Origin of the sequence: Streptomyces sp. NPDC056361, from assembly GCF_042262805.1 — a bacterium.
Taxonomy (GTDB): Bacteria; Actinomycetota; Actinomycetes; order Streptomycetales; family Streptomycetaceae; genus Streptomyces.
The window spans coordinates 1-26,540 of record NZ_JBHJQI010000122.1; the positions used below are offsets into that span (position 1 = coordinate 1).

General features: G+C 72.5%; 19 protein-coding genes and 1 tRNA gene. 9 read left to right on the top strand and 11 right to left on the bottom strand.

The features are described from left to right. Nucleotides 1-37: 37 nt before the first annotated feature. The 7 genes from ACFCY7_RS30365 to ACFCY7_RS30395 form a co-directional block, all read right to left on the bottom strand. Complete coding sequence (locus ACFCY7_RS30365; protein WP_376489262.1) at nt 38-820, bottom strand: LPXTG cell wall anchor domain-containing protein; 783 nt, start codon at nt 818-820, stop codon at nt 38-40. A gap of 126 nt (nt 821-946) precedes the next feature. Then, nucleotides 947-1,390, bottom strand: a complete 444-nt coding sequence (locus tag ACFCY7_RS30370; RefSeq protein WP_376489263.1) for a hypothetical protein — start codon at nt 1,388-1,390, stop codon at nt 947-949. A gap of 41 nt (nt 1,391-1,431) precedes the next feature. Continuing rightward, nucleotides 1,432-2,028, bottom strand: coding sequence for an aminoacyl-tRNA hydrolase (pth, locus tag ACFCY7_RS30375; RefSeq protein ID WP_376489264.1), 597 nt, complete (start codon nt 2,026-2,028; stop codon nt 1,432-1,434). Between the two features lie 117 nt (nt 2,029-2,145). Further along, nucleotides 2,146-2,733, bottom strand: coding sequence for a 50S ribosomal protein L25/general stress protein Ctc (locus ACFCY7_RS30380; protein ID WP_376489265.1), 588 nt, complete (start codon nt 2,731-2,733; stop codon nt 2,146-2,148). A gap of 245 nt (nt 2,734-2,978) precedes the next feature. Beyond that, the gene (locus ACFCY7_RS30385; protein WP_116160552.1) at nt 2,979-3,953 is read right to left on the bottom strand and encodes a ribose-phosphate diphosphokinase; all 975 of its coding nucleotides are present in this window, start codon (nt 3,951-3,953) and stop codon (nt 2,979-2,981) included. Nucleotides 3,954-4,074: 121 nt separating this feature from the next. Continuing rightward, nucleotides 4,075-5,520: a bifunctional UDP-N-acetylglucosamine diphosphorylase/glucosamine-1-phosphate N-acetyltransferase GlmU gene (gene glmU / locus ACFCY7_RS30390; protein WP_376489266.1), complete on the bottom strand. Its 1,446-nt coding sequence runs from the start codon at nt 5,518-5,520 to the stop codon at nt 4,075-4,077. 110 nt (nt 5,521-5,630) lie between these two features. Beyond that, nucleotides 5,631-5,702, bottom strand: a tRNA-Gln gene (locus tag ACFCY7_RS30395). 145 nt (nt 5,703-5,847) lie between these two features. Between ACFCY7_RS30395 and ACFCY7_RS30400 the strand changes: the two genes are divergently transcribed. Then, the gene (locus ACFCY7_RS30400; protein ID WP_376489267.1) at nt 5,848-7,176 is read left to right on the top strand and encodes a sensor histidine kinase; all 1,329 of its coding nucleotides are present in this window, start codon (nt 5,848-5,850) and stop codon (nt 7,174-7,176) included. A 63-nt stretch (nt 7,177-7,239) separates the two neighbouring features. Here the strand turns inward: ACFCY7_RS30400 and ACFCY7_RS30405 are convergent, their stop codons facing one another. Both ACFCY7_RS30405 and ACFCY7_RS30410 read right to left on the bottom strand, forming a co-directional pair. Beyond that, a complete protein-coding gene (locus tag ACFCY7_RS30405; protein WP_376489268.1) occupies nt 7,240-7,731 on the bottom strand; it encodes an SUKH-3 domain-containing protein in 492 nt (163 codons plus the stop codon). 8 nt (nt 7,732-7,739) lie between these two features. Continuing rightward, nucleotides 7,740-8,252: a YwqJ-related putative deaminase gene (locus ACFCY7_RS30410; RefSeq protein WP_376489269.1), complete on the bottom strand. Its 513-nt coding sequence runs from the start codon at nt 8,250-8,252 to the stop codon at nt 7,740-7,742. Between the two features lie 246 nt (nt 8,253-8,498). Between ACFCY7_RS30410 and ACFCY7_RS30415 the strand changes: the two genes are divergently transcribed. The 5 genes from ACFCY7_RS30415 to ACFCY7_RS30435 all read left to right on the top strand — a co-directional run bounded on the left by ACFCY7_RS30415 (nt 8,499) and on the right by ACFCY7_RS30435 (nt 15,900). After that, nucleotides 8,499-9,491: an SMI1/KNR4 family protein gene (locus tag ACFCY7_RS30415; RefSeq protein ID WP_376489270.1), complete on the top strand. Its 993-nt coding sequence runs from the start codon at nt 8,499-8,501 to the stop codon at nt 9,489-9,491. A 7-nt stretch (nt 9,492-9,498) separates the two neighbouring features. Continuing rightward, complete coding sequence (locus ACFCY7_RS30420) at nt 9,499-12,099, top strand: SUKH-4 family immunity protein (protein WP_376489271.1); 2,601 nt, start codon at nt 9,499-9,501, stop codon at nt 12,097-12,099. A gap of 119 nt (nt 12,100-12,218) precedes the next feature. Continuing rightward, a complete protein-coding gene (locus ACFCY7_RS30425) occupies nt 12,219-13,145 on the top strand; it encodes a cellulose-binding protein (RefSeq protein WP_376489272.1) in 927 nt (308 codons plus the stop codon). 11 nt (nt 13,146-13,156) lie between these two features. Next, a complete protein-coding gene (locus ACFCY7_RS30430; protein WP_376489273.1) occupies nt 13,157-13,531 on the top strand; it encodes a VOC family protein in 375 nt (124 codons plus the stop codon). Between the two features lie 86 nt (nt 13,532-13,617). Then, on the top strand, nt 13,618-15,900 hold the full coding sequence (locus ACFCY7_RS30435) for an FG-GAP repeat domain-containing protein (RefSeq protein WP_376489274.1): 2,283 nt from the start codon (nt 13,618-13,620) through the stop codon (nt 15,898-15,900). 13 nt (nt 15,901-15,913) lie between these two features. On the opposite strand, the gene ACFCY7_RS30440 is transcribed toward ACFCY7_RS30435, so the two are convergent. Then, nucleotides 15,914-17,470: an MFS transporter gene (locus ACFCY7_RS30440; protein ID WP_376489275.1), complete on the bottom strand. Its 1,557-nt coding sequence runs from the start codon at nt 17,468-17,470 to the stop codon at nt 15,914-15,916. A gap of 27 nt (nt 17,471-17,497) precedes the next feature. Beyond that, complete coding sequence (locus ACFCY7_RS30445; protein WP_376489276.1) at nt 17,498-18,649, bottom strand: IS200/IS605 family accessory protein TnpB-related protein; 1,152 nt, start codon at nt 18,647-18,649, stop codon at nt 17,498-17,500. 802 nt (nt 18,650-19,451) lie between these two features. Between ACFCY7_RS30445 and ACFCY7_RS30450 the strand changes: the two genes are divergently transcribed. The 3 genes from ACFCY7_RS30450 (at nt 19,452) to mfd (ending at nt 26,507) form a co-directional block, all read left to right on the top strand. Continuing rightward, a complete protein-coding gene (locus ACFCY7_RS30450; protein WP_376489277.1) occupies nt 19,452-20,240 on the top strand; it encodes an ABC transporter ATP-binding protein in 789 nt (262 codons plus the stop codon). Next, nucleotides 20,237-22,810, top strand: a complete 2,574-nt coding sequence (locus ACFCY7_RS30455) for an ABC transporter permease (RefSeq protein ID WP_376489278.1) — start codon at nt 20,237-20,239, stop codon at nt 22,808-22,810. Before ACFCY7_RS30450 ends, ACFCY7_RS30455 begins: the two co-directional genes overlap by 4 nt. Nucleotides 22,811-22,976: 166 nt before the next feature. Next, the gene (gene mfd, locus ACFCY7_RS30460; RefSeq protein WP_376489279.1) at nt 22,977-26,507 is read left to right on the top strand and encodes a transcription-repair coupling factor; all 3,531 of its coding nucleotides are present in this window, start codon (nt 22,977-22,979) and stop codon (nt 26,505-26,507) included. Nucleotides 26,508-26,540: the final 33 nt, after the last annotated feature.

The following is a 26,540-nucleotide window of genomic DNA, read 5'->3' on the forward strand; positions in this document are numbered from 1 at the left end:
CCCGACGGGGGCACGGTCGTCCGCCACTACGGCGCTGTTACTGCTGCGCCTTGCGACGACGGGTCACCAGGACCGCACCGGCGGCCGCGAGGGCCAGGGCCGCGGCGGCGAGGATGCCGACCGGAGCGCTGGAGCCGGTCTCGGCGAGGTTGCCCTCGCCCTTGGTGTCCGAACCACCGGTGCCACCGGTCTGACCGGCCGGGGTGGAGGCGGACGGGGACTCGGAGCCACCCGGCGTCGTCTCGCCCGGAGTCGGGCTCTCGGTGCCGGGGGTGGTGGTCTCCGTGCCCGGAGTGGTGGTCTCCGTGCCCGGGGTGGTGGTCTCCGTGCCGGGAGTCGTCGTCTCCGTGCCCGGAGTGGTGGTCTCCGTGCCGGGGGTCCCCGTGGTGGGCGGAGTCGTCTCGTCCTCGCACTCGACCTTGAAGACCTTGTGCTTGGCCGCGCCGTGCTCGCCGTCGAAGTTCCAGAACAGCTTGTACTGACCGTTGTCGAGGGTCATGTCCTCGGTGCGGCCGTGGCCCTTGGCGTCGAGGGTGATGGAGCCCTTCTCGACCTCGGTGCCCTTGGGCTTGTCGTTGTTCGCCCAGGCCTCGATGCGCCAGACAGCCTTCTGCGAGGCGTCGAAGTTGAACGCGTCGAGGTAGAACTCGCAGACCTTCGGCTCGTTGGCCTTGACCTCCTCGCCGGTCTTCGAGTCGTGGATCTTGACGGTGCCGTTGTCGCCCTTGGGACCGTTGGAGGCGGAGGCAACCGGGGCCAGGACGAGGGAGCCCGCCATTGCCGCGACAAGTGCGGCTGCGGGTATCAGGGAGCGTCGCATGTGCAGTCGTCCATCTGTGGAATGAGGGATGCCGTGGGAGGTGGCTGAGGCAGCCTATCCACCCCTTTAAGCCGCGCTTAACCCAGAGCTCCATAACGATTGCGCCAGGAACCCGGCGCAATCCGGTCAGAGCGCGAGGAAAGCCGCGACGAGCAGCGCGCCGCCGGCTCCGGCGACCGACCACGCCGTCCGCGGCAGCCGCAGACCGCCGCCGATGAGGGGCGCGGCGAGGAGCAGTGCGCCGCCGAGCGGGAGCCAGGCGTGCAACCCGCCGCCCCAGCCCGTGCGTACGCCCTCGTCCGTGCCGGGCTTCACGACGACGGGGATCGTGGTGCCCTTCTCCGCCGCGACCGAGCGCGCGATCGTCAGCGTCCGCCGTGTCGACGACGGGTCCTCGGGCGTGTAGGCGCCGCTGCACGTTTCCTCCGTGCAGCCGGTCACCGTCAGCGTCCCGTGCTCGCGGCCCTTGGCGAGCAGGACGTGCTGGGCCGAGTTCCAGGAGGTCCACGCGCCCGCGACGAGGAGGAGGAGCGCGACGAGGGCCATGGCGGCGTTACGGACGTGCGTCATGACCCGCGATCGTACAGTCGTACGCTCCGACCGCCGGAGGGCTACGAGTTGTACGCGGACTGGGCCCGCTCCAGGCCCTCCGCGACCAGGCATTCGACGGAGTCGGCCGCGCGGTCGACGAACCAGTCGAGTTCCTTGCGCTCGGTGGAGGAGAAGTCCTTGAGGACGAAGTCGGCGACCTGCATGCGGCCCGGCGGGCGGCCGATGCCGCAGCGGACGCGGTGGTACTCGGCGGTCATCGCCTTGGTCATGGACTTGAGGCCGTTGTGGCCGTTGTCGCCGCCGCCGAGCTTCAGGCGCAGCGTGGCGTAGTCGATGTCCAGTTCGTCGTGGACGGCGACGACGTGCGCCGTCGGCACCTTGTAGAAGTCCCGCAGCGCCGTCACGGGGCCGCCGGAGAGGTTCATGTACGACATCGGCTTCACGAGGATCACGCGGCGGCTCTCGGGACCGGGGGGCCCCATCCGGCCCTCGACGACCTGGGCCTGGGCCTTCTGCGCGCGCTTGAACGAACCGCGCATCCGCTCGGCGAGCAGGTCGACGACCATGAAGCCGATGTTGTGGCGGTTGGCGGCGTACTCGGGCCCGGGGTTGCCGAGGCCGACGATCAGCCAGGGGGCGTTGGCGTCGTCCGTCATGTGCGTCAGGTCTCCTCGTATCCGTTCCGTCCACGCGCGTGCGTGCTTCCGTGCAAGAGAAACGGGGTGACGGGCCGCACGGCCCGTCACCCCGTCACGTCAGGCAGAGCCTACGGCTCAGGCCTCGGCGCCCTCGGTGGCCTCGGCCTCGGCGGCCGGCTCCTCGGCCTGCGCGGCCAGGACCTGGAGGACGACGGCGTCGGCGTCGGTGACCAGGGTCACGCCGGCCGGCAGGGCGATGGCGCCGGCGAGGACGGAGGCACCGGCCTCGAGGCCCTCGACGGAGACCGTGACGGCCTCGGGGAGGTGGGTGGCCTCGGCCTCGACGGAGAGGGTGGAGAGCACGTGCTCCAGCAGGTTGCCGCCGGCGGCCAGCTCGCCCTCGGCCTGGACCGGGACCTCGACGGTGACCTTCTCGCCGCGCTTCACGAGGAGCAGGTCGACGTGGACCAGGAAGCCCTTGATGGCGTCGCGCTGGACGGCCTTCGGGATCGCCAGCTCGTTGGTGCCGTCGATGTCCAGGGAGAGCAGGACGTTCGGCGTACGCAGCGCCATGCCGAGCTCGTGGGCCGGGAGGGTGACGTGGATCGGCTCGGAACCGTGGCCGTAGACGACGGCGGGAACCTGGGCGTTGCGGCGGATGGCGCGGGCGGCGCCCTTGCCGAACTCCGAGCGGACGGAAGCGGCGAGCTTGACCTCGGACATGTTGCACTCCTCGTAGAAGGTGACGAAAGAAGACGGTCACCCGGCCACGACTGGCGATGGCCTGCTACGAAGAGCGCGTCGATAACGGACCGCCGTGACCCCATGGGGGTACGGCCTCCCTCGCCGAGCAACTAAGGCAGTCTACCGGCCCGCCGCCCCACCACCCAATTGGATCACCGGAACACGGCGGAGGGCCGCTCCCCCGAACGGGGAAGCGGCCCTCACGCGTGGGCTCTCGCCGTGGCTCAGTGCTCCTCGAAGAGGCTCGTCACGGAGCCGTCCTCGAACACCTCGCGCACCGCGCGCGCGATCGTCGGGGCGATCGAGAGCACCGTGATCTTGTCCAGCTCCAGGGCGCCGGGCACGGGCAGCGTGTCCGTGAACACGAACTCGCTGACCTTGGAGTTCTTGAGGCGGTCCGCGGCCGGGCCCGACAGGATGCCGTGCGTGGCCGTCACGATGACGTCCTCGGCGCCGTGCGCGAACAGGGCGTCCGCGGCGGCGCAGATCGTGCCGCCGGTGTCGACCATGTCGTCCACCAGGACGCAGACGCGGCCCTTCACGTCACCGACGACCTCGTGCACGGTGACCTGGTTGGCGACGTCCTTGTCGCGGCGCTTGTGCACGATCGCGAGGGGGGCGTCCAGGCGGTCGCACCAGCGGTCGGCGACCCGCACGCGGCCCGCGTCCGGGGAGACGATCGTCAGCTTGTCGCGGTCGACCTTCGCGCCCACGTAGTCCGCGAGGACCGGGAGGGCGGACAGGTGGTCCACGGGGCCGTCGAAGAAGCCCTGGATCTGGTCGGTGTGCAGGTCGACCGTCAGGATGCGGTCGGCGCCCGACGTCTTCAGCAGGTCCGCCACCAGGCGCGCCGAGATCGGCTCGCGGCCGCGGTGCTTCTTGTCCTGGCGGGCGTAGCCGTACGACGGGATGATCACGGTGATGCTCCGGGCCGAGGCCCGCTTGAGAGCATCGATCATGATCAGCTGCTCCATGATCCACTTGTTGATCGGAGCCGTGTGGCTCTGGATCAGGAAGCAGTCCGCGCCGCGGGCCGACTCCTGGAAGCGGACGTAGATCTCACCGTTGGCGAAGTCGAACGCCTTGGTGGGAACGAGACCGACGCCCAGCTGGTGCGCGACCTCCTCGGCCAGCTCGGGGTGGGCGCGGCCGGAGAAGAGCATCAGCTTCTTCTCGCCGGTCGTCTTGATCCCGGTCACAGCACTGTCTCCTCAGACGTGTTCTCTGGCCGCGATCCCGCGCCTGTCGAGCGCATGGGCGAACCAGCCGAATTTGTGTGCACGTATCACGGTACGCCGAGTTCGACGTACCTGTTTCCGGTCAGCTTTCGCCGGCGGAGTCCTCCGAGGTGGCCTGAGCGGCCTGCGCGGCAGCGCTGCCGGGACGCTTCCGGGCCACCCAACCCTCGATATTCCGCTGCTGGCCCCGGGCCACCGCCAGCGAACCCGCCGGCACGTCCTTCGTGATCACGGACCCCGCGGCGGTGTAGGCGCCGTCCCCGATGGTGATGGGAGCCACAAACATGTTGTCCGAACCGGTGCGGCAGTGCGAGCCGATCGTGGTGTGGTGCTTCGCCTCGCCGTCGTAGTTCACGAAGACGCTCGCCGCGCCGATGTTCGTGAACTCGCCGATCGTCGCGTCACCCACGTACGACAGGTGGGGGACCTTCGTGCCCTCGCCGATCGTCGCGTTCTTCATCTCGACGTACGTGCCGGCCTTGGACTTCCTGCCGAGGTTCGTCCCCGGGCGCAGGTACGCGAACGGGCCCACGGAGGCGGACTCGCCGATCACGGCCGAGTAGGCGACCGTGTTGTCCACCCGGGCGCCCTTGCCGACCGTGGTGTCCGTCAGGCGCGTGTTCGGGCCGACCTCGGCGTCCTCGCCGATGTGCGTCGCGCCGAGCAGCTGCGTCCCCGGCAGGATCACCGCGTCCGGCTCGAACGTCACCGTCACGTCCACGAACACCGACGCCGGGTCGACCACGGTCACGCCGGCGAGCATCGCCGCCTCGATCAGCCGCTGGTTCAGCAGGGCGCGCGCCTCGGCGAGCTGCACCCGGTTGTTGATGCCGAGGATCTCGCGGTGGTCGCCCGCCACGGAGGCGCCGACCCGGTGGCCGGCCTCGCGCAGGATCGACAGGACGTCGGTGAGGTACTCCTCGCCCTGGCTGTTGTCCGTCCGCACCTGGCCGAGCGCCTCGGCGAGCAGCTTCCCGTCGAACGCGAACACGCCCGAGTTGATCTCCCGGATGGCGCGCTGCTCGTCGGACGCGTCCTTGTGCTCGACGATCTCGGTCACCGCGCCGGAGGCGTCGCGGACGATCCGCCCGTAGCCCGTGGAGTCCGGCACCTCGGCGGTCAGCACGGTCACGGCGTTGCCGTCGCCGGTGTGCGTGCCGGCCAGCGCCTTCAGCGTCTCGCCGGACAGCAGCGGGGTGTCGCCGCAGACGACGACCACGGTGCCGTCGGGCGCCTCGCCCAGCTCCTCCAGCGCCATCCGCACCGCGTGCCCGGTGCCGTTCTGCTCCTCCTGGACGGCGGTGCGGGTGCCCGCGTAGTGCTCCTCCAGGTGCCCCTTCACCTGCTCGCGGGCGTGGCCGACGACCACGACGAGGTGCTCGGGCTCCAGCTCCCGCGCGGCGGACACGACGTGCCCGACGAGGGACCGCCCGGCGATCTCGTGCAGGACCTTGGGAGTCTTCGACTTCATACGGGTGCCCTCACCCGCTGCGAGGACGACGACGGCTGCCGGGCGGTTGGCGCTCACGGGAATGCCCTTCGGCTTTGGGTGGTGGACCCACGAAGGATACCGGGGGGCAAGGGGGCGGACATGAGTGCGGGTCCTGACCGTGGTGGTCAGGACCCGCTCGCTCCGTGCTCCCCTGCCAGGACTCGAACCCGGACATAGGACTCCAAAGGTCCCAGTGCTGCCGATTACACCACAGGGGATGGTGTACGCCACCTAACGGACGATCTTGCGGCCCGTCCGTCCGGCGGCCTCCCACTATGCCGTACCAGGCCCCTTCGTCGCGACGGTACAGGCGGGAGCCCGCCTGCCCGGATGATCGGACGACCCGCCCGTAGGGTGGTGGCCATGACCACAGCGGGGGCAGACCGGGACGCCGAGGGCGTCGGGAGTTGGTGGTGGGGGAGAGGACGGAGTGTCGTCCTCGATGTCGGACTCGCGCTGGTCTCGGCGCTGGAGTGCGGGATCGAGGGGGTGGGGTTCGCCGGGAAGGCGGGCCTGCCGGTGCCCGTGGGCGTGGTGTTCGGGCTGATCGTGGGCTCCGTGCTGCTGGTGCGGCGGCGCTGGCCCATCGCGGTCGTGCTCGTGTCGATCGCCGTGGCGCCCGCCGAGATGGGCTTCCTCATGGGGATCGTCGGGCTGTACACGCTCGCCGCCTCCGAGGTGCCCCGCCGGATCACCGCCGTCCTGGCCGGGATGTCGACGGTGGCCGTGTTCGTCGTGACCGTGGTGGGGCTGCGGCAGGACGTGGCCCAGGTCGACGACGGCCCCCAGGACTTCGACCCGAGCGGCTGGTACGTGCCGATCGTGTCGCTCTTCATGACCCTCGGGCTCAACGCCCCGCCGGTGCTCTTCGGCCTGTACACGGGGGCACGGCGCCGGCTCATGGAGAGCCTGCGGGAGCGGGCGGACAGCCTGGAGCAGGAGCTCTCGCTCCTCGCCGACCGGGCGGAGCAGCGGGCGCAGTGGGCGCGGCAGGAGGAGCGGACCCGGATCGCGCGCGAGATGCACGACGTCGTGGCGCACCGGGTGTCGCTCATGGTCGTGCACGCGGCGGCGCTGCAGGCGGTGGCGCTGAAGGACCCGCAGAAGGCGGTGCGGAACGCCGCCCTCGTGGGTGACATGGGGCGGCAGGCCCTCACCGAGCTGCGGGAGATGCTGGGCGTGCTCCGGGAGGGGTCCGCCCCGGCGGCTCCCGCCGCGGTGCCGCTCGCCGCCGTGGGGCGGGCCGCGGCCGCCGCGGCCGAGGCCGCCGCCGACGACGGGCCCTGCCTGGACGCCCTGGAGGCGCTCTGCGAGCAGTCCCGGCTCGCGGGCGCGGCCGTGGAGTTCGTGGTGACGGGCGAGGCGCGCCCGTACGCCCCCGAGGTGGAGCGGACGGCGTACCGGGTGGTGCAGGAGGCGCTGACCAACGTCCACAAGCACGCGGTGGGCGCCGCCGTCGTGGTGCGGCTCGCGCACCGGGACGCCGAGGTCGCCATGCAGGTCGAGAACGGCCCTTGCCCGTCGGACGCGGGCGGCACGGACGTACGGCTGCCCAGCGGCGGCAACGGCCTCGTCGGGATGCGGGAGCGGGTGCTCCGACTCGGCGGGGTGTTCGTGTCGGGGGCGACGGACGCCGGGGGGTTCCGGGTGTCGGCGGTACTGCCGGTGGCCGGGGAGGGGCCGGTCGCGTAGACGGGTGCGGAGGCGGGGGCCGCTCTGCCGGTGCCGGTGCCGGTGTGGGTGAGGGCGCTCTTGCTAGTGCGCCGTGAGGCGAGTGGGGTGGGCTCCGGTGACGAGGGTGGCGAGCGCCGCGTCGATGTCCTTGCCGAGGTACCAGTCGCCGGCGTGGTCGAGGCTGTAGACGCGGCCTTCGACGTCCATGGCGAGGACGGCCTGGTGCTCGCCCTCCTCGCCGAGCGGGGCGAGCTCGGTGTCGAGGGCGCGGCCGAGGTCGGCGAGGGTGCGGGACAGGTGGAGGCCGGCGAGCGGGTCGAAGCGGACCGTCGCGGGCGCTATCTGCCGGCCGTGGCCGGGCGCGGTGACCCGCAGCCCGCCGAACTCGGCCCAGGCCTCGACGGCCGCGGGGAAGACGCAGTGCCGGTGCCCGGCGGGGGAGACGTGGGCGCGCAGCGCGTCGGCCCATTCCTCGGCGAGCTTGATGTCCCAGCGGCCGGGCTGCCAGCCCGCCTCCCGGAGCGCGGCGTCGACGTTGACGGGGAAGCGGGTGGTGCTGAGGTGGTCGGGCATGGAGGCGGTCAGCCGTTCTCGACAGGCGTGGTGGGGTCGACGGCGCGGACGCCGAAGTGGGCGAGCATCGCCGTACAGGAACGGCAGGGCGCGGCGTAACTGCCGTGGAGCGGGTCGCCGTCCTCCCTGATGCGCCGGGCGGTGAGCTTGGCCGCCTTCAGCGAGCGGCGGGCCTCGCCATGGGTGAGCGCCTTGCGCTGGGCGCGCTTGGAGCGGGCGCTCTCGGTGGCGGTGAGGTGCCGGGAGATCAGGATCGCCTCCGGACATCGGCCGGTGAAGCGTTCCCGCTGGCTGCTCGTCAGGGTGTCCAGGAAGTCCTGGACGAGGGCGTGCAGGACGGGCGGCCGGTCGCCGCGGCCCGCGGTGCACGTGAGGGTCTCACCGCGGACGGAGAGGGCGGCGCCCACGGTGGGGAGGATTCCGTCGCGGCGGTGACGCAGTAACGGTGCGCGTGTGGCCTCGGCACTGCTGCTCCAGTTGAGGCGTGGGTCACCCTGTGTGGGCGTTGTTGCTGTGTGCATGGTGCTGGTCTTCCCCTCCTGCAATCCCCCGAGTTGCGTGGACAGCCTGCCAAATAGGGAGCCATATGGGGAAGCTGGGGCGCCGAAACGCGCTTTCGGTGTGTCGGAATCATGGTGTGACTGTCATGGCGTCGTGACACTTGGTCACCGTCGGGCGGGGGCCGTTACGGGTCTTGTGGCAGCGCATAGGCTGTGCGGGATCAGTCGGTAGTAGCAGTCAGCGACGCCATGCAGGGGGCAACCGCCATGACGAGTCGGCTCGGGCACACCGCGCCACCGAACGCGGCCTACGCCGGGCAGGTCGTGCACTTCCCGGACCCGGTCCGTGCCTCCCGTCACCCCCGAGGGGTACGGGTCGACGAGCACGGTCACCCGGACTTCTCGCCGTACGCGCGCGCGGCGGCGGAGATCGCCGACCCGCCGGAGGGCTTCGGCGTCGACGAGCTGCGGCTCACGGACTACGTGTCGGCGAACGCGGCGATGGCCGCGACCGGCCACGAGCTGTGGGACACCATCCCGTCGGTCGCGACGCCGCACGGCTGGACCTGGCACCACGTGGCGCGCAGCCGCCGCATGGAGCTGGTGCCGGTCGAGGTGAAGGCGCTGCTGCGCCACCACGGCGGGGTGGCGACGGCCGCCGTCGACCAGTCGAAGCGCGGCACGCGGCCGCTGCAGGAGACCCGGCCGGCGCACTTCGGGCTGCCGAAGGGCCTGGTGTCGGTGTCGGAGCAGCAGCTCCAGGGCGTCGAGGAGGACCTCGGCTACCGGCTGCCGGGGGCGTACCGCTCCTTCCTGAAGGCGGCCGGCGGGTGCGCCCCGGTGGGCGCGGCGCTCGACGCGGAGCTGGGGCTCCTCGTCGACCAGCCGTTCTTCACGGTGCGCGAGGAGGCGGGCGTCAACGACCTCGTCTACGTCAACAAGTGCCTGCGCGACCACCTGACCAAGGACTACCTGGGCGTCGCCTTCGTCCAGGGCGGTCTGATCGCGGTGAAGGTGCGCGGCCAGGGGGTCGGTTCGGTGTGGTTCTGCGCGTACGACGACGCGCGGGACTCCGGCGAGGTGGCGGCCGGCTGGTCCGTGGCCGAGCGCGTGGAGCGGCTCCTGCTGCCCTGCGGCGCGGACTTCGACGCGTTCCTCCAGCGGCTCGCGGGCAATCCGCCGGAGCTGGAGACGGTGGCGAACCTGATGGTGGACGGCGGCTTCGCGCGTGCCGTGCCCGTGGTCCCGGTAGGGGAGTGAGCTGGCTGTGGTGACGTTCGCGCAGGCGCAGGAGCGCGCCGAGGAGTGGATCAACGGCGAACTGCCGTCCTACCAGCACCGCGAGGTGCGGGTGCGGGAGTTCGAGCTGGGCTTCGTCGTGTGGGCGGAGGACCGCGAGGGCGGCCCCACGTCCGACGGCGGCCGCCAGCGGCTCGTGATCGCCCGGGACAGCGGCGAGGCGACGCTGTGGCCCGGACTGCCGGTGGGCGAGGTGATCCGCCGGTACGAGGAGGAGTACGGCTCCGCCGACGACGTTCCGGCCCAGGCGGCCGTGCCCGCGGCCCGTATCGACCTCAACCAGACGTCGTTCCTGCTGAGCCCGCCCGAGTGGCTCCAGGACGCGGCCGACAAGATCGGCCTCCCGAACGGACCGAACGCCTCGCAGGAGAGCGGCGGTTCGTCGACCCCTGCGGACGACTCCTCGGAGGCGGTGGGCGCCGGGGACGCGGTGCCTTCGGCTTCGGTGGCGCTGTCGGGAGTGGACGCGAGCGAAGGGGTCGGGATCGGAGTCGGCGTCGCTTCCGGAGCCGGCGCCGGCGAGTCCGGTCCCGCGTACGAGCCGACGGCGATGGACGGGGTGCCGGCGGCCGCGCCCGCGGCACCGGTTGCTCCCGCGGCCCCCGCGGCACCGGTTGCTCCCGCGGCCCCCGCGGCCCCCGCGGTTCAGGACGCGCCCGTCGCGCCTCCGGCTCCGCCCGCGCCCGTTCCCGCTCCGGCGCCCGCGCCCGTCGCCGCGCCCGTCGCGCCTCCGGCTCCGCCGTCGGCCAGTAGCCCGTGGGTGGACGCGAACGCGAGTTCAGGGGGTGCGGACGGTGCGGTGCCGCTGCCGGCGACCGTGTTCGCGCCGCCGTTGTCCGGCACGGACGACGAGGACGCCCCGCCGCACGCGGTGGGTGCCGACGCGCCGACCGCGCTGATGAAGGGCGGCAGCGCGCTGCCGCCGACCGCCGTGGCTCCCCGTCTCGACCCGGCCGCGCCGCGGCCGGACGCCGCTCCGGCGAACCCCCACGCACCGCCGGCCCCGGCGCCGGCCGCGCCGGTGCCCGCGCAGGCCGGCCCCGGGGCGCCGCTGCCTCCGCCGCCCGCACCCTCGGCGCCGGGCGCGGGGGACATCGCGGACGCCGCGACCAGCAAGGCGACGGTGCCGCCGAAGGCCGGTCGCGGCCCGACGCCGCCTCCGCCGCCGGGGGCGCCCGGTGTGCCGGGAGGATCGTCGGGTGCGGGGGCGTACATCCCCACGCAGCTGGTGTCGCAGCTCGGCCCCGAGGGCCTCAAGCCGCCCGCGCAGCCCGGCCCGCCCGGCCCGCCGGCGGCGCCGGCCCCGCCCGGTCCGCCGACGCCCCCGCAGCCGGTGCACCACGCCGCGACGATGCTGGCGCACCCGAACCAGGGCGGTCCCGGCGCGCCCCCGCCGCCCCCGCCGCCGCCGGGCGTGCCCGGCACGCCGCCGGGCGGCATCGCGCACGCCGCGACGATGCTGGCGCACCCCGGTCCGGCCGGTCCGGGGGCCCCGCCGCCCCCGCCCGCCCCGGCGCCGCCGGTGCACGGCGGGCACACGCCGCCGCCCGCGGCCGGTCCCGTACCGCCCGCGTACGGCTATCCGCAGCCGACGGGGCAGCCGACGGTGGGTCCGGGCTACCAGGCGGTGCTGCGGTACCGGGCGCCCGACGGTTCCGAGGCGCAGATCATCCGGCGTTCGGCGCCGGGCACCCCGCACCCCGAGTGGCAGATCCTGCACGAGCTGCGCGCGATGAACGTGCCGCCGCAGCAGGTGCTCGAACTGCACACGGAGCTGGAGTCCTGCGAGCTGCCGGGCGGTTACTGCGCGCGGATGATCCGGGAGACGTGGCCGCAGGCGCGGATCACCAGCATCGCCCCGTACGGCCGCGACCACGCGGGACGGCAGCAGGGCATGCGGCAACTCCTCACCCACCAGGGCGAGTTGCACCAGGTCGCGGACGGCCCGGCGCGGCCCGCGCCGGTGCGGGCGCCGCTGCCGCAGGTGCAGCCGGCGCCGCCGATCCCGCCGGAGGGCATCGCGCAGGAGCTGGCCGGGGCGTTCGGTCCCGGCATCCTCCGCTTCGACCAGCGCGCGGTGTCCCGGCAGGGCGTGCCGGAGCTGGTGGCGCGGACGCTGGTGTGGGCGGGCCTGCCCGCCGACTTCGGCCCGTTCTTCTGGGCGCAGCCGGCCGTGCCGGTGGTGCCGACGCTCGCGGAGCTCGCGGCGCAGCGACAGGTGCAGGCCGCGACGGACGCCGGCTCGTACCTGGTGCTCGGTTCGGACTTCGGGCGGGCGATCTGCGTCCAGTACGGCACCGCGCACATCGTGGCGGTGCCGGTGGAGGCCGGTCCCGGCGGGCAGCCGGTGCCGCCGCAGTTCGTGAACACCGGGCTGCCCGAGTTCACGCGCTCCCTCGCGCTGCTCGGCCGCATGTGGCGGCTGCGCTTCGGGCTCAACCCCGAGCAGGCGGGCCGCTGGACCGTCGACTTCCAGGCGCAGTTGGCGATGCTCGACCCGCAGGCGCTGTCGTCCCCGGAGAACTGGTGGTCGGTGCTCCTGGAGCAGATGTGGGACGGCCTCCTGTAGCCACACCGGCAGGCGGAATGTGACGAAAGGCGCTCGACGTGCATGCACGTTCGGCGCCTTTTGTCCGTTCTGATGGCGCATCCTTGACGTTTGAGGCCATACGGGAAGGGGCGTCAGGGATGGGATTCGCTGTCGGACGAGGCCGGGGATACCGACCCGAACAGGTCGACCGGTACGTCGCCGCACTCTCCGAGGAACGCGACGGCGCCTGGGAGCGCGCGGCGCGGCTCACCGTACTCGCCAAGGAGACGGAGGCCGAGGCCGCCCGGCTGCGCGCCGCCGTCGAGGCCCTCGCACCCCAGCGCTACGAGTCCCTCGGCGACAGGGCCCGCGCGATCCTGGAGATGGCCGAGCAGGAGGACGAGGCCCTCGTCCGCGCCGCCGAAGCCGACGCCCAGGCCCTCGCGGAAGCCGCCGAGGCCGCCGGCGAGGAGGCCGCCGACGCGGCCCGCGCCCACGCCGAAGGCGTCCGCACCGCCGCCGAGACCGCCGCCCGGGCGACCCTGGACACCGCCCGCGAACAGGCCGCCGAACTGGCGGCCGACGCCCACCGCGACACCGGCGAGCAGCGCGCCGCGGCCCGCGAGGCCTTCGAGGAGACCCGGCGCCGCACCACCGAACTCCTCGCCGCCCAGCGCACCGAGCAGGCCGCCGTACGCGACGACGCCGACCGCGAGGCCGAAGCCCGGGCCGCCGACCTCGACGCCCGCCACGACGCACTCGTCACCGCCGCCGAAGCACGGCTCGCCGAGGCCCAGCGCGCGCTCGCCGAGACCGAGGAGCAGGCCCGCCACGGCCAGGAGGACGCCGAAGCCCGCGCGGAGGAGCTCCTCGCCGAAGCCCGCATGAAGGCCGAGCGCGTCGACCGCGAGACCGACCGCGTCCTCCGCGAACACGACGAGGCCCGCGACGAGATCCACTCCCACATGGAACACATCCGCAACTCCCTCGCCGCCCTCACCGGACGCCCCACCGCCTCCGGCGAGGAACAGGCCGACGACGGCGACGACTTGACGGACTCGGAAGGCCCCGAGCCCACCCCGTAGGCTCCCCGACCATGTTCATGAAGCTGACGGCCGTCACCCTCGACTGCGCCGACCCCATGGCCCTCGCCACCTTCTACCACCGGGCCACCGGCCTCCCCCTCGCCGACCGCTCCGACGACGACTTCGCCGGCCTCCGCGGCGCCGACGGCCTCTTCCTCGGCTTCCAGCGCGTCGACGGCTACCGTCCGCCGACCTGGCCGGGCCAGGACGTCCCGCAGCAGCTGCACCTCGACTTCGACGTCGACGACCTGGACGAGGCGGCGGCCCGCCTCGTGGAGTGGGGCGCCACCGTCCCGGACGTCCAGCCCCGCCCGGACCTGTGGCGGGTCGTCCTCGACCCGGCGGGCCACCCCTTCTGCCTGACGATCCCGCGCCCGCCCGCCTAAGGGGGTGTCTTGCCGAGGTGCCGGGGCGGCGGGAGGGGGACCGTAGAGCCCGTTAACCTCCTCTTTCCAGGGGAGGGAACCCGTACATGCATCACGCACACACCCGCGGCCGTCGTCTCGCGGCCGCCGCCGTCACCATCGTCCTCGCCGCCACGGGCGGCACGCTCACCACGCTCCCGGCCACCGCCGCGCCGGTCGCCGAGCAGGAGGACCCGCAGCGGACCACCGTGGCGTTCCCGCTCGACGCGGACGTCGCCGGCGCGGGACCGAGCGGCTTCCTGTCGAAGACCCGCGGCAAGGCGCCCGAGTTCCGCTGGACCTGGTACGAGGACGGCTCGTCGATCGTCCTGCCCGGCACCTTCGCCGCCGGCGGCGGCTCGGACCTGGTCGTCAGCGTCGACCGGTCCGACGCGGCCGTCAGCCGGGTGATGTGGGTCCACGACCTGTCGACACCCGCCGCGGCCGCCGTGCCGGTGAAGCTGGATCTCGACGCGCTCGGCGACGGCTACTTCTACGCGGGCTTCGCCGGTGACGACCTCCTCCTCGCGCGGAACGAGAACGGCCACGGGGTGCAGTACGCCGTCACGCTCGACGCCGCTCTGCTCGCCGGAGGCACGCCGAAGCTCCGCAAGCTGGTCGGAGGGCCCGACGTCGATTGCGACGCGCCCTACGACGACGGCTGGACCGACACCGGCTCCGCGCTCTACGACTGCGCGATCGGCGACTGGCGGGGCTCCGCCAAGATCCTCGTCGATCTCGCCACGGGAGCGGACTCCTGGCACGTCCAGGAAAGGGACCAGTGGGCCTGGGACGGCGCGGTCTCCGCGACGCACGTGGCCTGGCGCGAGGCGCGGCTGGGGGACGACGGGATCGTCGCGCTCAAGCGCGGCACCACCACGCGGAAGTGGATCCCGGACACCGAAGGCGACGTCTCCGACCCGCTCTACCTGGTCGGCGGCTGGCTGGCGACCGGCCAGAAGGTCCACATCAGCGAGTCCACCTACCTCGACGGCGCGTCGAACCCCACCAAGCGGGCGTTCACCGTCCAGTCGATCGAGACCGGTGAGAAGGTCGTCCTCCTCACCGCGTTCTCCTCCGCCGTCGCCGGTCCCGGCGGCAGTCTCCTGGTGCGCGGTGGCACCCCCGAGCAGGGCGAGGGCCTCTACCGGATCTCGCCGCGCGCCGACGGCGGCCGACCGGACGTGGAACGGGTCGCGTCCACCGGACAGTCGACCGTCGTGACCCTCACCGGCTCCGACACCCCGAAGGAGCTCACCGGCGACCAGGCCGAGCGCGGGGTCGACTTCAGCTGGGACCTGTCCCGGGCGGACAGCCGCGTATGGCTGACCCTGACCCACGTGCGCAGCCGCAGGACGGTGTACGACGGGTGGTCCGTCCCGTACGGCGTCACCCCCGGAACCCCGCGCCGGATCACCTGGCACTGGGACGGAAAGAGCCCGGAGGGCCCGGACCTCGGGACGGCCCCCAACGGCGAGTACGAGTGGCAGCTCACCGCGCGTCCGGACGAGGGCATCGGCCCGGAGCTGAAGGCCACCGGCCGCTTCACGGTGACCCGGCCCGCGGGCGCGCACGACTACAACGACGACGGCACCCCGGACCTGTTCGTCCGCTGGGGGGACGGCGAACTGCGGCGCGTCGGCTCGATGCGGACGCAGGCGGGCGACAACGTGAAGGCCACGGGAGGACTGCCGGTCGGGACCGGCTGGCAGGTGTACGACCGGATGGAGTCCGTCGGGAACATCGCGGGCACGCCCGTGGCCGACACGATCGCCCGCGACAAGAGCGGGGCGCTCTGGCTCTACCAGGGCACGGGCGTCGGCGAGAAGCCGTTCTCGGGGCGCACGAGGATCGGCACCGGCTGGCAGGTCTACGACCAGGTGGCCGGCGGCAGCGACCTGACGAACGACGGGAAGCCCGACCTCCTGGCGACGGACAGGTCCGGCGGGCTGTGGCTCTACCCCGGCACCGGGAACGCCAACACCCCGCTCTCCGCGCGGAAGAGGATCGGCACCGGCTGGGGGATCTACAACCAGATCACCGCGACCGGCAACCTCGCCGGTGCGCCCGCCGGCGACCTCGTCGCCCGGGACAAGGCCGGTGTCCTCTGGATGTACCTCGGCCTCGGCGACGGCACGTTCGCGCCGCGGGTCAGGCTGGGCGGCGGCTGGAACGCGTACACCGACGTCGTCGGCATCGGCGACGCCAACGGCGACGGGCGTCCGGACCTGCTCGGGGTGAACGGAAGCTCGTACCTCTACGCGGGTACGGGGGACTGGCGGGCGCCCTTCAAGGGCGCGGTGCGCAACGACCTGGTCGAGCCGGGCAACTGGATCGACGCGGCGTTCTGACGGACCCCGACCCTCACTCCGCGCCGCGCCGCTCCCCCTCCTCCGCCAGGACCGGGAAGCGGCGCGGCGCCAGGGTGAGGAGGACGAGGAGGGCGAGGGCGGCGGCACCGGCGGCGCCGACGTACACGTAGTCGACGGCGGCGTCGACCGCCCGGCGCAGGTGGTCGGTGGCCTCGGCGGTGAGCGAGGCGGGAGCGGCGAGGGCGCGGGCGAGGGTGTCGAGATCGCCGGTGCCGCCGAGGCGGGAGGCCAGGACGGAGTTGGCGAGCGCGCCGAAGACCGCGGCCCCGACGCTCTGGCCGACCTGACGGCAGAAGAGGACGGAAGCGGTGGTCGTGCCGCGCTCCTCGTAGGGCACGGTCGACTGGACGCCGACGATCAGCGGGAGCTGGAACAGGCCGAGCGCCGCGCCGAGCAGCAGCATCAGGAGGGCAGGCTGCCACGGCTCGCCGGGGAACGGCAGGAGGGGGAAGGCGAGCAGGACGAGCAGGGCGCAGGAGATCCCGAGGATCGCGGTGAGACGGAAACCGATCCGGCTGTAGACGCGGTTCGAGAACGCGGCGGAGACCGGCCAGCTCAGCGTCATCACGGACAGGACGAACCCGGCGGCGATCGGCCCGAGCCCCAGCACGGACTGGGCGTACGTGGGCAGGAACACGGTCGGGGCCACCATGAGCAGGCCCAAGGCGCCGAGGGCCAGGTTGACGGCGGATATCGTGCGCCGCCGCCACACCCAGCCGGGAATGATCGGCTCGGCGGCCCGCCGCTCGACGGCGACGGTCACACCGGCGAGGACGACGGCTCCCCCGAGGAGCGCGAGTGAGGGCGCGGACAGCCAGGGCCACGCGACACCGCCCTGGACCAGCGCGGTGAGCAGCAGCGCCCCGGTGGCGAAGACGGCGAGCGCCCCCGCCCAGTCGATCCGCACCCGCTCCCGGGCGGCGGCACGGGCCGGCTCGACGAGGTGGCGGCCGATCAGCCAGAGGGCCAGCAGCCCCACCGGCAGGTTGATGAGGAAGATCCAGCGCCAGTCCGCGTACCCGGCGAGGAGCCCGCCCGCCGCCGGTCCCGCGACGGACGACGCGGCCCACACGGAGGACAGCTTCGCCTGGATCTTCGGGCGCTCCTTCAGCGGGTACAGATCCGCCGCGATCGTCTGGATCGTCCCCTGGAGCGCGCCTCCGCCGAAGCCCTGCACCACCCGGAACGCGATCAGCGACGCCATGTTCCACGCGGCCGCGCACAGCAGCGACCCGACGACGAACAGCACGACTCCGGCGATCAGCACCGGCTTCCGCCCGAAGGTGTCGCTCAGCTTCCCGTACACCGGCAGCGTCACGGTCACCGCCAGCAGGTACCCGGAGAACAGCCACGAGAAGACGGCCAGTCCACCGAGGTCTCCCACGATCTGCGGCACCGCCGTCGACACGATCGTCCCGTCGATCGCCGCCAACCCCATCGTGATCATCAGCGCCGCCACGACGGGCCCCCGGCGCGCGGGGGAGGGGGACGGGGAGGAGGGCGCGGGCGCCGGATCGGCCCCGGCCCGGGTCGTCGACGGCTCCGTCACCGCGCCACCATTCCTTTCTTCGTACACCTAAATGATCGGAGACAGGGTCTCACTCGCACCCAGGGTGGAGGAACCGTTCCTGGAGGCTGAATCTGATTCGAGCCCATTCGCGGACTCGCATTCAGCCGCGTGCCCCGAACGGTTCTGGGGACGCTGGTCGCCTGCTTTCGGTCCGCGTCCGGGCGGCACGGATCGTGTCCGTGGTCCGGGAACGCGGCGGCGGGTTTCCTCGCGCCCGAGGGTGCCCGGTCCGGCCTGGACGGTCCGATGCCCCGCACCATCGATCCGGTGCTGCGGGGGCGGTGCCGTCCGTCGCCGGATCGGGTGCCCTTGGGCGCGTCTTCCGATCGCCACGGCGGCAGCGTCGTGACGAGTGGTCTTGCGGGCCTTGCTTCTCAGGGGCTGCTGCCAGTGCTCGGCACCCCACCTGCTGGTGTAGGCGGGGTCGACGGCGACGACCGTGATGCCGAAGGCGCTGGCCATCGAGGTGAGTCGGGACCTGAGTCTGCCGGTGGGCATGCCCGAGACGAGCTGCCGGAACCGACGTTTGGCGCCGTGTTTCTCGCGGGTTTTGTCCGCGGTGAAGTCGAGGTCCTCGACCGCGATCGCGCGGACGCCTTGGGTCTGTGCCCAGCGGAGGAGGCGGGTGAGGGCATGGCGGACCTGGGCGTCGCGGTGTGGGGTCGACCCGGTCAGGTCGTAGGGGAAACGGCGGGGGTTGCCGGTCGGGTTGCCGTGGGTGTCGAGGCGCCAGGCGGCGAGGTGGTCGGCGTTCATGTCCACGCCGATGACGCCGCCGCCGAGTGCGGTGGCCAGGGGGAGAGCGGGAGTCGGGGGGATCTGCCACGACGCCGTCAGGTACCAGCGCCCGCGCTGCACGTCGTAGTGGATGCGGTAGGCGACCGCTCTGTTCGTCTGGACTCGCTCGACCCACTCTCCTCCCCTGTGCGAGAACCGCAGGCGCGAGACGAGGGCGTATCGGCCGTGTGCAGCGTTCGCCAGACGTGTGAGAGGGGTCGGGAGCTTGATCGTCACCTCCCCGTCCGGGCTGACACGGATCGTCTCGTTGCCGAACCGCTTCCCCGACTCGCCGTCGGCTGACAGGAGCCAGCGCGCGGCCTCCCAGCGGTCGCGCCATTCGGCCTCGCCGATGCCGACGGCATCGAGGTTGTGCCGCATCCTTATCAGTCGCGTACCGCCGCGCACCACACGTACGACACCGGCATCCCGGTCGGCCCGTGTCGCGGCCAACCGGCCTTCGAGCACCTGGAGGCGCCGTGATTTCGCATGCCACTCCCGCCGGGTGCGGTATCCACCCGGGGTCGCTTTCGTTCCTGGGGTGCCGATCGGCAGTGCCAGGCGGTGCCGGAGCGTCCGGACCCTTGCCTCCAGGGTCCGGGCGTGCGCTGCCTGGCAGCGCCGGGACAATGCCCACTGCTCGTGCGTGGCCTTGGTGATCGCGCCTGCCCAGCGGGATGACGAGGCGGGGGTGAGGTCCCGCTTCCGGGCGGCCCAGGTGTCCTTGGAGTACCCCGGTCCCTCGGCGCAACGGATCTTGAGGTCCCTCGCCGCGAGCGACCCCAGATGCGCGCCTACCGACCGAAGGACCTTCTCGTCCTCAGAGGTGAGGCCCTTGAGCCGCGTGCGAACGGCCACCCCTGAAGGCCTCGGGGCCACGTGCGGCGGTTCGATCGTCCGCAGCGTCGGTTCGGTCGCCGTGAGCTCCATGCGCCCACCCTGGCACCCGTCTCCGTACACACGTGCCGCTATCGCACATGTGCATCACAACAGGCGATGACTCGAACGTCTGCCTGTTTCTCGGAGGTCTGTCATACCGAGGTCCCGACGAAGGAGGAGAACCCCTAGGGGGCCCTCCCCCATACGGGGCAGGGGTGGTTCGTACCGGCGGAGGAGGTGGAGCGGGGGTGGGGGTTCTTAACTTGAACTTACAAACCAAGGCACTGCTTCAAGGGAGAGAACCGTGACTTCGGCTGTGACCATCCCCAGGCACGGGGGTACTGGAGGGCGTACGGCCGTCGCTGCGCGGGCGCGACAGGTCGTGAAGGCGTACGGCTCGGGGGAGACCCGGGTCGTGGCGCTGGACTCGGTGGACGTGGACATCGCGCGCGGGCAGTTCACCGCGATCATGGGGCCGTCGGGGTCGGGGAAGTCGACGCTGATGCACTGCCTCGCGGGGCTCGACACCGTGACCGGCGGGCAGATCTTCCTCGACGAGACGGAGATCACCGGCCTGAAGGACAAGAAGCTGACGCAGCTGCGGAGAGACCGGATCGGGTTCATCTTCCAGGCGTTCAACCTGCTGCCGACGCTGAGCGCGATCGAGAACATCACGCTGCCGATGGACATCGCGGGGCGCAAGCCGGACGCGGAGTGGCTGCGGCGCGTGGTGGACACGGTGGGCCTGTCCGACCGGCTGAAGCACCGGCCGAACGAGCTGTCCGGCGGCCAGCAGCAGCGGGTCGCGGTGGCCCGGGCGCTCGCGGCCAGGCCGGAGATCATCTTCGGTGACGAGCCGACCGGAAACCTGGACTCGCGGGCGGGCGCCGAGGTGCTCGGCTTCCTGCGGACGTCGGTGGACGAGCTGGGGCAGACGATCGTCATGGTGACGCACGACCCGGTGGCCGCCTCGTACGCGGACCGGGTGCTGTACCTGGCGGACGGGCGGATCGTGGACGAGATGGAGCGGCCGACGGCCGACGCCGTGCTCGACCGGATGAAGGACTTCGACGCGCGCGGGCGGACGTCATGAGCGTCCTCAAGACCTCGCTGCGCAACTTCTTCGCGCACAAGGGCCGGATGGCGCTCTCGGCCGTCGCCGTGCTGCTCTCCGTCGCGTTCGTCAGCGGCACGCTGGTCTTCTCGGACACGATGAACACGACGTTCGACAAGCTCTTCGCGGTGACCGCGTCCGACGTCACCGTCAGCCCGAAGAACGCGGCGGGCAACGACGAGACCCCGCAGACCGGCCGCCCGGAGGCCCTGCCCGCCTCGCTCGTCGAGCAGGTGCGGAAGGCGGAGGGCGTGCAGGCCGCGCAGGGCTCGGTCGCGTCCACCAGCGTCACGGTCGTCGACGGGAAGAACAAGAACGTCGGTCCGACCGGCGGCGCGCCGACCATCGCCGTCAACTGGACGCCCAACGAACTGCGTTCGGTCGAGCTGGTCTCCGGTCACGAGCCGCGCGGCCCGACCGACGTGGTCGTCGACGGCGCGACCGCCGAGAAGCACCACCTGAAGATCGGCGACACGCTGCGGACCATCGCCGTGACCGGCGACTTCACCGCGAAGATCTCCGGGATCGTCGACTTCAAGGTCACCAACCCGGGTGCCACCGTCGTCTACTTCGACACGGCCACCGCGCAGCGTGAACTGCTCGGCAAGGAAGGCCTGTTCACCCAGATCACGGCCGACGCGAAGCCGGGCGTCGAGGACGAGGCCCTCAAGGCGGACATCGCCGCCGCGATCGGCGACGGCTACAAGCTGCAGACCGCCGCCGAGACCGCCGACGCGGGCCGCGAGGACGTCGCCGGCTTCCTCGACGTCATGAAGTACGCGATGCTCGGCTTCGCCGGGATCGCCTTCCTCGTCGGCATCTTCCTCATCGTCAACACCTTCTCGATGCTGGTCGCCCAGCGCACCCGCGAGATCGGCCTGATGCGGGCCATCGGGTCGAGCCGCCGGCAGGTGAACCGTTCCGTCCTCGTCGAGGCGGTGCTGCTCGGCGTCGTCGGCTCGGTCGCCGGCGTGGCGGCGGGCATCGGCCTCGCCGTCGGTCTGATGAAGCTGATGTCCGCGGTGGGCATGGAACTCTCCACCCGCGACCTCACCGTGAAGTGGACGACCCCGGTCGTGGGCCTGGTCCTCGGCATCGTCGTCACCGTCCTCGCCGCGTACATCCCGGCCCGCCGGGCCGGCAAGGTCTCCCCGATGGCGGCCCTCCGCGACGCGGGCACTCCCGCCGACGGGAAGGCCGGCTGGGTGCGGGGCGGGCTCGGGCTCGCCCTCACGGCGGCCGGAGCGGCGGCGCTGTGGACGGCGACCCGCGCCGCGGAGGCCGGTCCGGGCTCCCTGTGGCTCGGTCTCGGCGTGGTCCTGTCGCTGCTGGGCTTCGTCGTCGTCGGCCCGCTCCTCGCGGGCGGTGTGGTCCGGGTCCTCGGCGTCGTCGTCCTGCGGGTCTTCGGCCCGGTCGGCCGGATGGCCGAGCGCAACGCGCTGCGCAACCCGCGGCGCACCGGTGCCACGGGCGCCGCCCTGATGATCGGCCTCGCGCTGGTCGCCTGCCTGTCGGTGGTCGGCTCGTCGATGGTGGCCTCGGCCACCGAGGAGCTGGACCGGTCCGTCGGCGCCGACTTCATCGTGCAGTCCGGCACCGGGCAGCCGATCGTGCCGCAGGCGCAGCAGGCCCTGGAGAAGGTCCCGGGCCTGGACCACGTGACCGAGTACCGGTGGGTCGACGCCAAGGTCACCGACCCGCGCGGCAAGGTCTCGACGGCCGACATGGCCGCCACCGACCCGACGTACATGAAGGACCTGCGCCGCGAGACCACCGCCGGCACGCTGGCGGACGCCTACGGCAAGGGCGCGATGTCCGTCGGCAGCGACTACGCGACCGAGCACGGGGTGAAGGTCGGCGACGTCCTGACCGTCGCGTTCAAGGGCGGCGAGACGGCGAAGCTGAAGGTCGCGGCGATCACCGCGGACACCGGCCAGGTCGACAAGGGGGCGATGTACGTGAACGTCGCCACGCTCGCCGAGTACGTCCCCGCCGACCGGATGCCGCACAGCCTGCTCCTGCTGGCCAGCGCGAAGGACGGCCAGGAGACCCAGGCCTACCAGGCGGTCAAGGACGCGCTCGCGGCCTACCCGCAGTACAAGGCGAGCAACCAGGCCGACTACAAGGAGGACCTCAAGGACCAGGTCGGGCAGCTGCTCAACATCGTGTACGGGCTCCTCGCCCTGGCGATCGTCGTCGCCGTCCTCGGCGTCGTGAACACCCTCGCCCTGTCGGTGGTGGAGCGGACCCGCGAGATCGGCCTCATGCGGGCCATCGGCCTCTCCCGCCGCCAGCTGCGCCGCATGATCCGGCTGGAGTCCGTGGTCATCGCCCTCTTCGGCGCCCTCCTCGGCCTCGGTCTGGGCATGGGCTGGGGCACGGCAGCCCAGAAGCTCCTCGCCCTGGAGGGCCTGGGGGTCCTGGACATCCCGTGGCCGACCATCCTCACGGTGTTCGTGGGCTCGGCCTTCGTGGGCCTCTTCGCGGCCCTGGTGCCGGCCTTCCGGGCCGGCCGGATGAACGTCCTGAACGCGATCGCGAGCGAGTAGCGGCCGCGCCCCGCAGCGGTACGGCCCCGGTGGAGCTCCACCGGGGCCGCCCGTGTTTTCGGAAGCGGCTGTCGGTGCACCGTCGTACGCTGGACACCCCGGCCCGTACGACGTGTCGGGCTGTTCGCGTTGCCCGCCTCCGGCACCCCTCGGGATGGACACCTTCATGAGCCTGCACGGTCTGCTCGATGTCGTCGTCAAGGACGCGGCTCTCGCCGAGGCGGTGAAGGCCGCCGCCGACGGGAACCGTCCGCACGTGGACCTGGTCGGTCCGGCCGCCGCGCGGCCGTTCGCGCTGGCCGCGCTGGCCCGGGACTCGGGGCGGCCGGTGCTCGCGGTGACCGCGACCGGCCGCGAGGCGGAGGACCTGGCGGCCGCGCTGCGGTCGCTGCTCGACCCGGACACGGTCGTGGAGTACCCGTCGTGGGAGACGCTGCCGCACGAGCGGCTCTCGCCGCGCTCGGACACCGTCGGCCGCCGCCTGGCCGTCCTGCGCCGCCTGGCGCACCCGCGGGACGACGACCCGGCGGCCGGCCCGGTCAGCGTGGTCGTCGCACCGATCCGCTCCGTGCTCCAGCCGCAGGTCAAGGGCCTGGGGGACCTGGAGCCGGTGGCGCTGCGCAGCGGTCAGGCGGCGGATCTGAACGAGATCGTCGAGGGCCTGGCGGCGGCCGCGTACTCCCGGGTGGAGCTGGTCGAGAAGCGCGGCGAGTTCGCCGTGCGCGGCGGCATCCTGGACGTCTTCCCGCCGACCGAGGAGCATCCGCTCCGGATCGAGTTCTGGGGCGACGACGTCGAGGAGATCCGCTACTTCAAGGTCGCCGACCAGCGGTCCCTGGAGGTCGCCGAGCACGGGCTGTGGGCGCCGCCCTGCCGCGAGCTGCTCCTGACGGACGACGTGCGGGCCAGGGCCCGCGAGTTGGCCGAGGCGCACCCGGAGCTCGGCGAGCTGCTGGACAAGATCGCGGAGGGCATCGCGGTCGAGGGCATGGAGTCCCTCGCCCCGGTCCTCGTCGACGACATGGAGCTGCTGCTCGACGTGCTGCCGAAGGGCGCCATGGCGGTGGTCTGCGACCCCGAGCGGGTGCGGACCCGGGCGGCGGACCTGGTGGCGACGTCGCAGGAGTTCCTGCAGGCGTCCTGGGCGGCGACCGCCGGCGGCGGCGAGGCGCCGATCGACGTGGACGCGGCGTCCCTGTGGGGGATCGCGGACGTGCGGGACCGGGCGCGGGAGCTGGACGTCGCCTGGTGGTCGGTGTCGCCGTTCGCGGCGGACGAGGTCGTCTCGGGGGACACCCTGACGCTCGGCATGCACGCCCCCGAGTCGTACCGCGGCGACACCGCACGCGCGCTCGCCGACACCAAGGGCTGGCTGGCCGACGGCTGGCGCACGGTCTACGTGACGGAGGCGCACGGCCCCGCGTCCCGTACGGTCGAGGTCCTCGGCGGCGAGGGCATCGCCGCCCGTCTGGACGCCGACCTGGCGGAGATCTCGCCGTCCGTCGTGCACGTGTCGACCGGCTCCATCGACTACGGCTTCGTCGACCCGGTGCTCAAGCTCGCGGTCCTCACCGAGACCGACCTGTCCGGCCAGAAGGCGGCCGGCAAGGACGGCCAGCGGATGCCGGCCAAGCGCCGCAAGACGATCGACCCGCTGACCCTGGAGGTCGGCGACTACATCGTGCACGAGCAGCACGGTGTCGGCCGGTACGTGGAGATGGTCCAGCGGACGGTCCAGGGCGCCACCCGCGAGTACCTCCTCGTCGAGTACGCGCCCGCGAAGCGCGGCCAGCCCGGCGACCGGCTCTACATCCCGACGGACCAGCTGGAGCAGGTCACCAAGTACGTGGGCGGCGAGGCGCCGACCCTGCACCGGCTCGGCGGCGCGGACTGGACGAAGACGAAGCAGCGGGCGAAGAAGGCCGTCAAGGAGATCGCGGCCGACCTGATCAAGCTGTACTCGGCCCGGATGGCGGCCCCCGGCCACGCCTTCGGCGCGGACACGCCGTGGCAGCGCGAGCTGGAGGACGCCTTCCCGTACGCGGAGACGCCCGACCAGCTGTCCACCATCGCCGAGGTGAAGGAGGACATGGAGAAGACGGTTCCGATGGACCGTCTGATCTGCGGTGACGTCGGCTACGGCAAGACGGAGATCGCGGTGCGGGCGGCGTTCAAGGCCGTCCAGGACGGCAAGCAGGTCGCGGTCCTCGTGCCGACGACGCTGCTCGTGCAGCAGCACTTCGGCACGTTCAGCGAGCGCTACTCGCAGTTCCCGGTGAAGGTGCGGGCGCTGTCCCGCTTCCAGAGCGACACCGAGTCGAAGGCGACCCTGGAGGGGTTGAGGGAGGGCTCGGTCGACGTCGTCATCGGCACCCACCGCCTGTTCTCGTCGGAGACGAAGTTCAAGGACCTGGGCCTGGTCATCGTCGACGAGGAGCAGCGCTTCGGCGTCGAGCACAAGGAGCAGCTGAAGAAGCTCCGCGCCAACGTCGACGTGCTGACCATGTCGGCCACCCCCATCCCCCGCACGCTGGAGATGGCGGTCACCGGCATCCGCGAGATGTCGACGATCACCACCCCGCCGGAGGAGCGGCACCCGGTCCTGACCTTCGTCGGCCCGTACGAGGAGAAGCAGATCGGCGCGGCCGTGCGCCGTGAACTCCTGCGCGAGGGCCAGGTCTTCTACATCCACAACCGGGTCGACTCGATCGACCGGGCGGCGGCCCGCCTGCGGGAGATCGTGCCCGAGGCGCGGATCGCGACCGCGCACGGCCAGATGTCGGAGTCGGCGCTCGAACAGGTCGTGGTGGACTTCTGGGAGAAGAAGTTCGACGTGCTCGTGTCCACGACGATCGTGGAGTCCGGCATCGACATCTCCAACGCCAACACCCTGATCGTGGAGCGCGGCGACAACTTCGGCCTGTCGCAGCTGCACCAGCTGCGCGGCCGCGTCGGCCGTGGCCGCGAGCGCGGGTACGCGTACTTCCTGTACCCGCCGGAGAAGCCGCTGACCGAGACCGCGCACGAGCGGCTCGCGACGATCGCCCAGCACACCGAGATGGGCGCCGGCATGTACGTGGCCATGAAGGACCTGGAGATCCGCGGCGCGGGCAACCTCCTCGGCGGCGAGCAGTCGGGCCACATCGCGGGCGTCGGCTTCGACCTGTACGTGCGGATGGTCGGCGAGGCGGTCGCGGACTACCGGGCGCAGATGGAGGGCGGGGTGGAGGAGGAGGCCCCGCTGGAGGTCAAGATCGAGCTGCCGGTGGACGCCCACATGCCGCACGACTACGCCCCCGGGGAGCGGCTGCGCCTCCAGGCCTACCGGTCCATCGCCTCCGCCAACTCGGAGGAGGACATCAGGGCCGTGCGGGAGGAGCTCACCGACCGCTACGGCAAGCTGCCCGAGCCCGTCGAGAACCTGCTCCTGGTGGCCGGTCTGCGGATGCTGGCCCGTTCCTGCGGCGTCGGCGAGATCGTCCTCCAGGGCTCCAACATCCGTTTCGCCCCGGTGGAGTTGCGCGAGTCGCAGGAGCTGCGCCTCAAGCGCCTCCACCCGCGTACGGTCATCAAGCCGGCCGTCCACCAGATCCTCGTCCCGCGCCCGACGGCGGGCAAGATCGGCGGCAAGCCGGTGGTGGGCCGCGAACTCCTGGCGTGGACCGGGGAGTTCCTGACGACGATCCTCGACTCGTGACGGCGTCGCCCCGGCCGGCCCGCGGGGCGGGTC

What these genes read in the sequence shown, in the direction of transcription:
- ACFCY7_RS30365 (WP_376489262.1), bottom strand. Translation starts at nt 820, where the DNA reads ATGCGACGCTCCCTGATACCCGCAGCCGCACTTGTCGCGGCAATGGCG.
- ACFCY7_RS30370 (WP_376489263.1), bottom strand. Translation starts at nt 1,390, where the DNA reads ATGACGCACGTCCGTAACGCCGCCATGGCCCTCGTCGCGCTCCTCCTC.
- pth (WP_376489264.1), bottom strand. Translation starts at nt 2,028, where the DNA reads ATGACGGACGACGCCAACGCCCCCTGGCTGATCGTCGGCCTCGGCAAC.
- ACFCY7_RS30380 (WP_376489265.1), bottom strand. Translation starts at nt 2,733, where the DNA reads ATGTCCGAGGTCAAGCTCGCCGCTTCCGTCCGCTCGGAGTTCGGCAAG.
- ACFCY7_RS30400 (WP_376489267.1), top strand. Translation starts at nt 5,848, where the DNA reads ATGACCACAGCGGGGGCAGACCGGGACGCCGAGGGCGTCGGGAGTTGG.
- ACFCY7_RS30405 (WP_376489268.1), bottom strand. Translation starts at nt 7,731, where the DNA reads ATGCCCGACCACCTCAGCACCACCCGCTTCCCCGTCAACGTCGACGCC.
- ACFCY7_RS30410 (WP_376489269.1), bottom strand. Translation starts at nt 8,252, where the DNA reads ATGCACACAGCAACAACGCCCACACAGGGTGACCCACGCCTCAACTGG.
- ACFCY7_RS30415 (WP_376489270.1), top strand. Translation starts at nt 8,499, where the DNA reads ATGACGAGTCGGCTCGGGCACACCGCGCCACCGAACGCGGCCTACGCC.
- ACFCY7_RS30425 (WP_376489272.1), top strand. Translation starts at nt 12,219, where the DNA reads ATGGGATTCGCTGTCGGACGAGGCCGGGGATACCGACCCGAACAGGTC.
- ACFCY7_RS30430 (WP_376489273.1), top strand. Translation starts at nt 13,157, where the DNA reads ATGTTCATGAAGCTGACGGCCGTCACCCTCGACTGCGCCGACCCCATG.
- ACFCY7_RS30435 (WP_376489274.1), top strand. Translation starts at nt 13,618, where the DNA reads ATGCATCACGCACACACCCGCGGCCGTCGTCTCGCGGCCGCCGCCGTC.
- ACFCY7_RS30445 (WP_376489276.1), bottom strand. Translation starts at nt 18,649, where the DNA reads ATGCGGCACAACCTCGATGCCGTCGGCATCGGCGAGGCCGAATGGCGC.
- ACFCY7_RS30455 (WP_376489278.1), top strand. Translation starts at nt 20,237, where the DNA reads ATGAGCGTCCTCAAGACCTCGCTGCGCAACTTCTTCGCGCACAAGGGC.
- mfd (WP_376489279.1), top strand. Translation starts at nt 22,977, where the DNA reads ATGAGCCTGCACGGTCTGCTCGATGTCGTCGTCAAGGACGCGGCTCTC.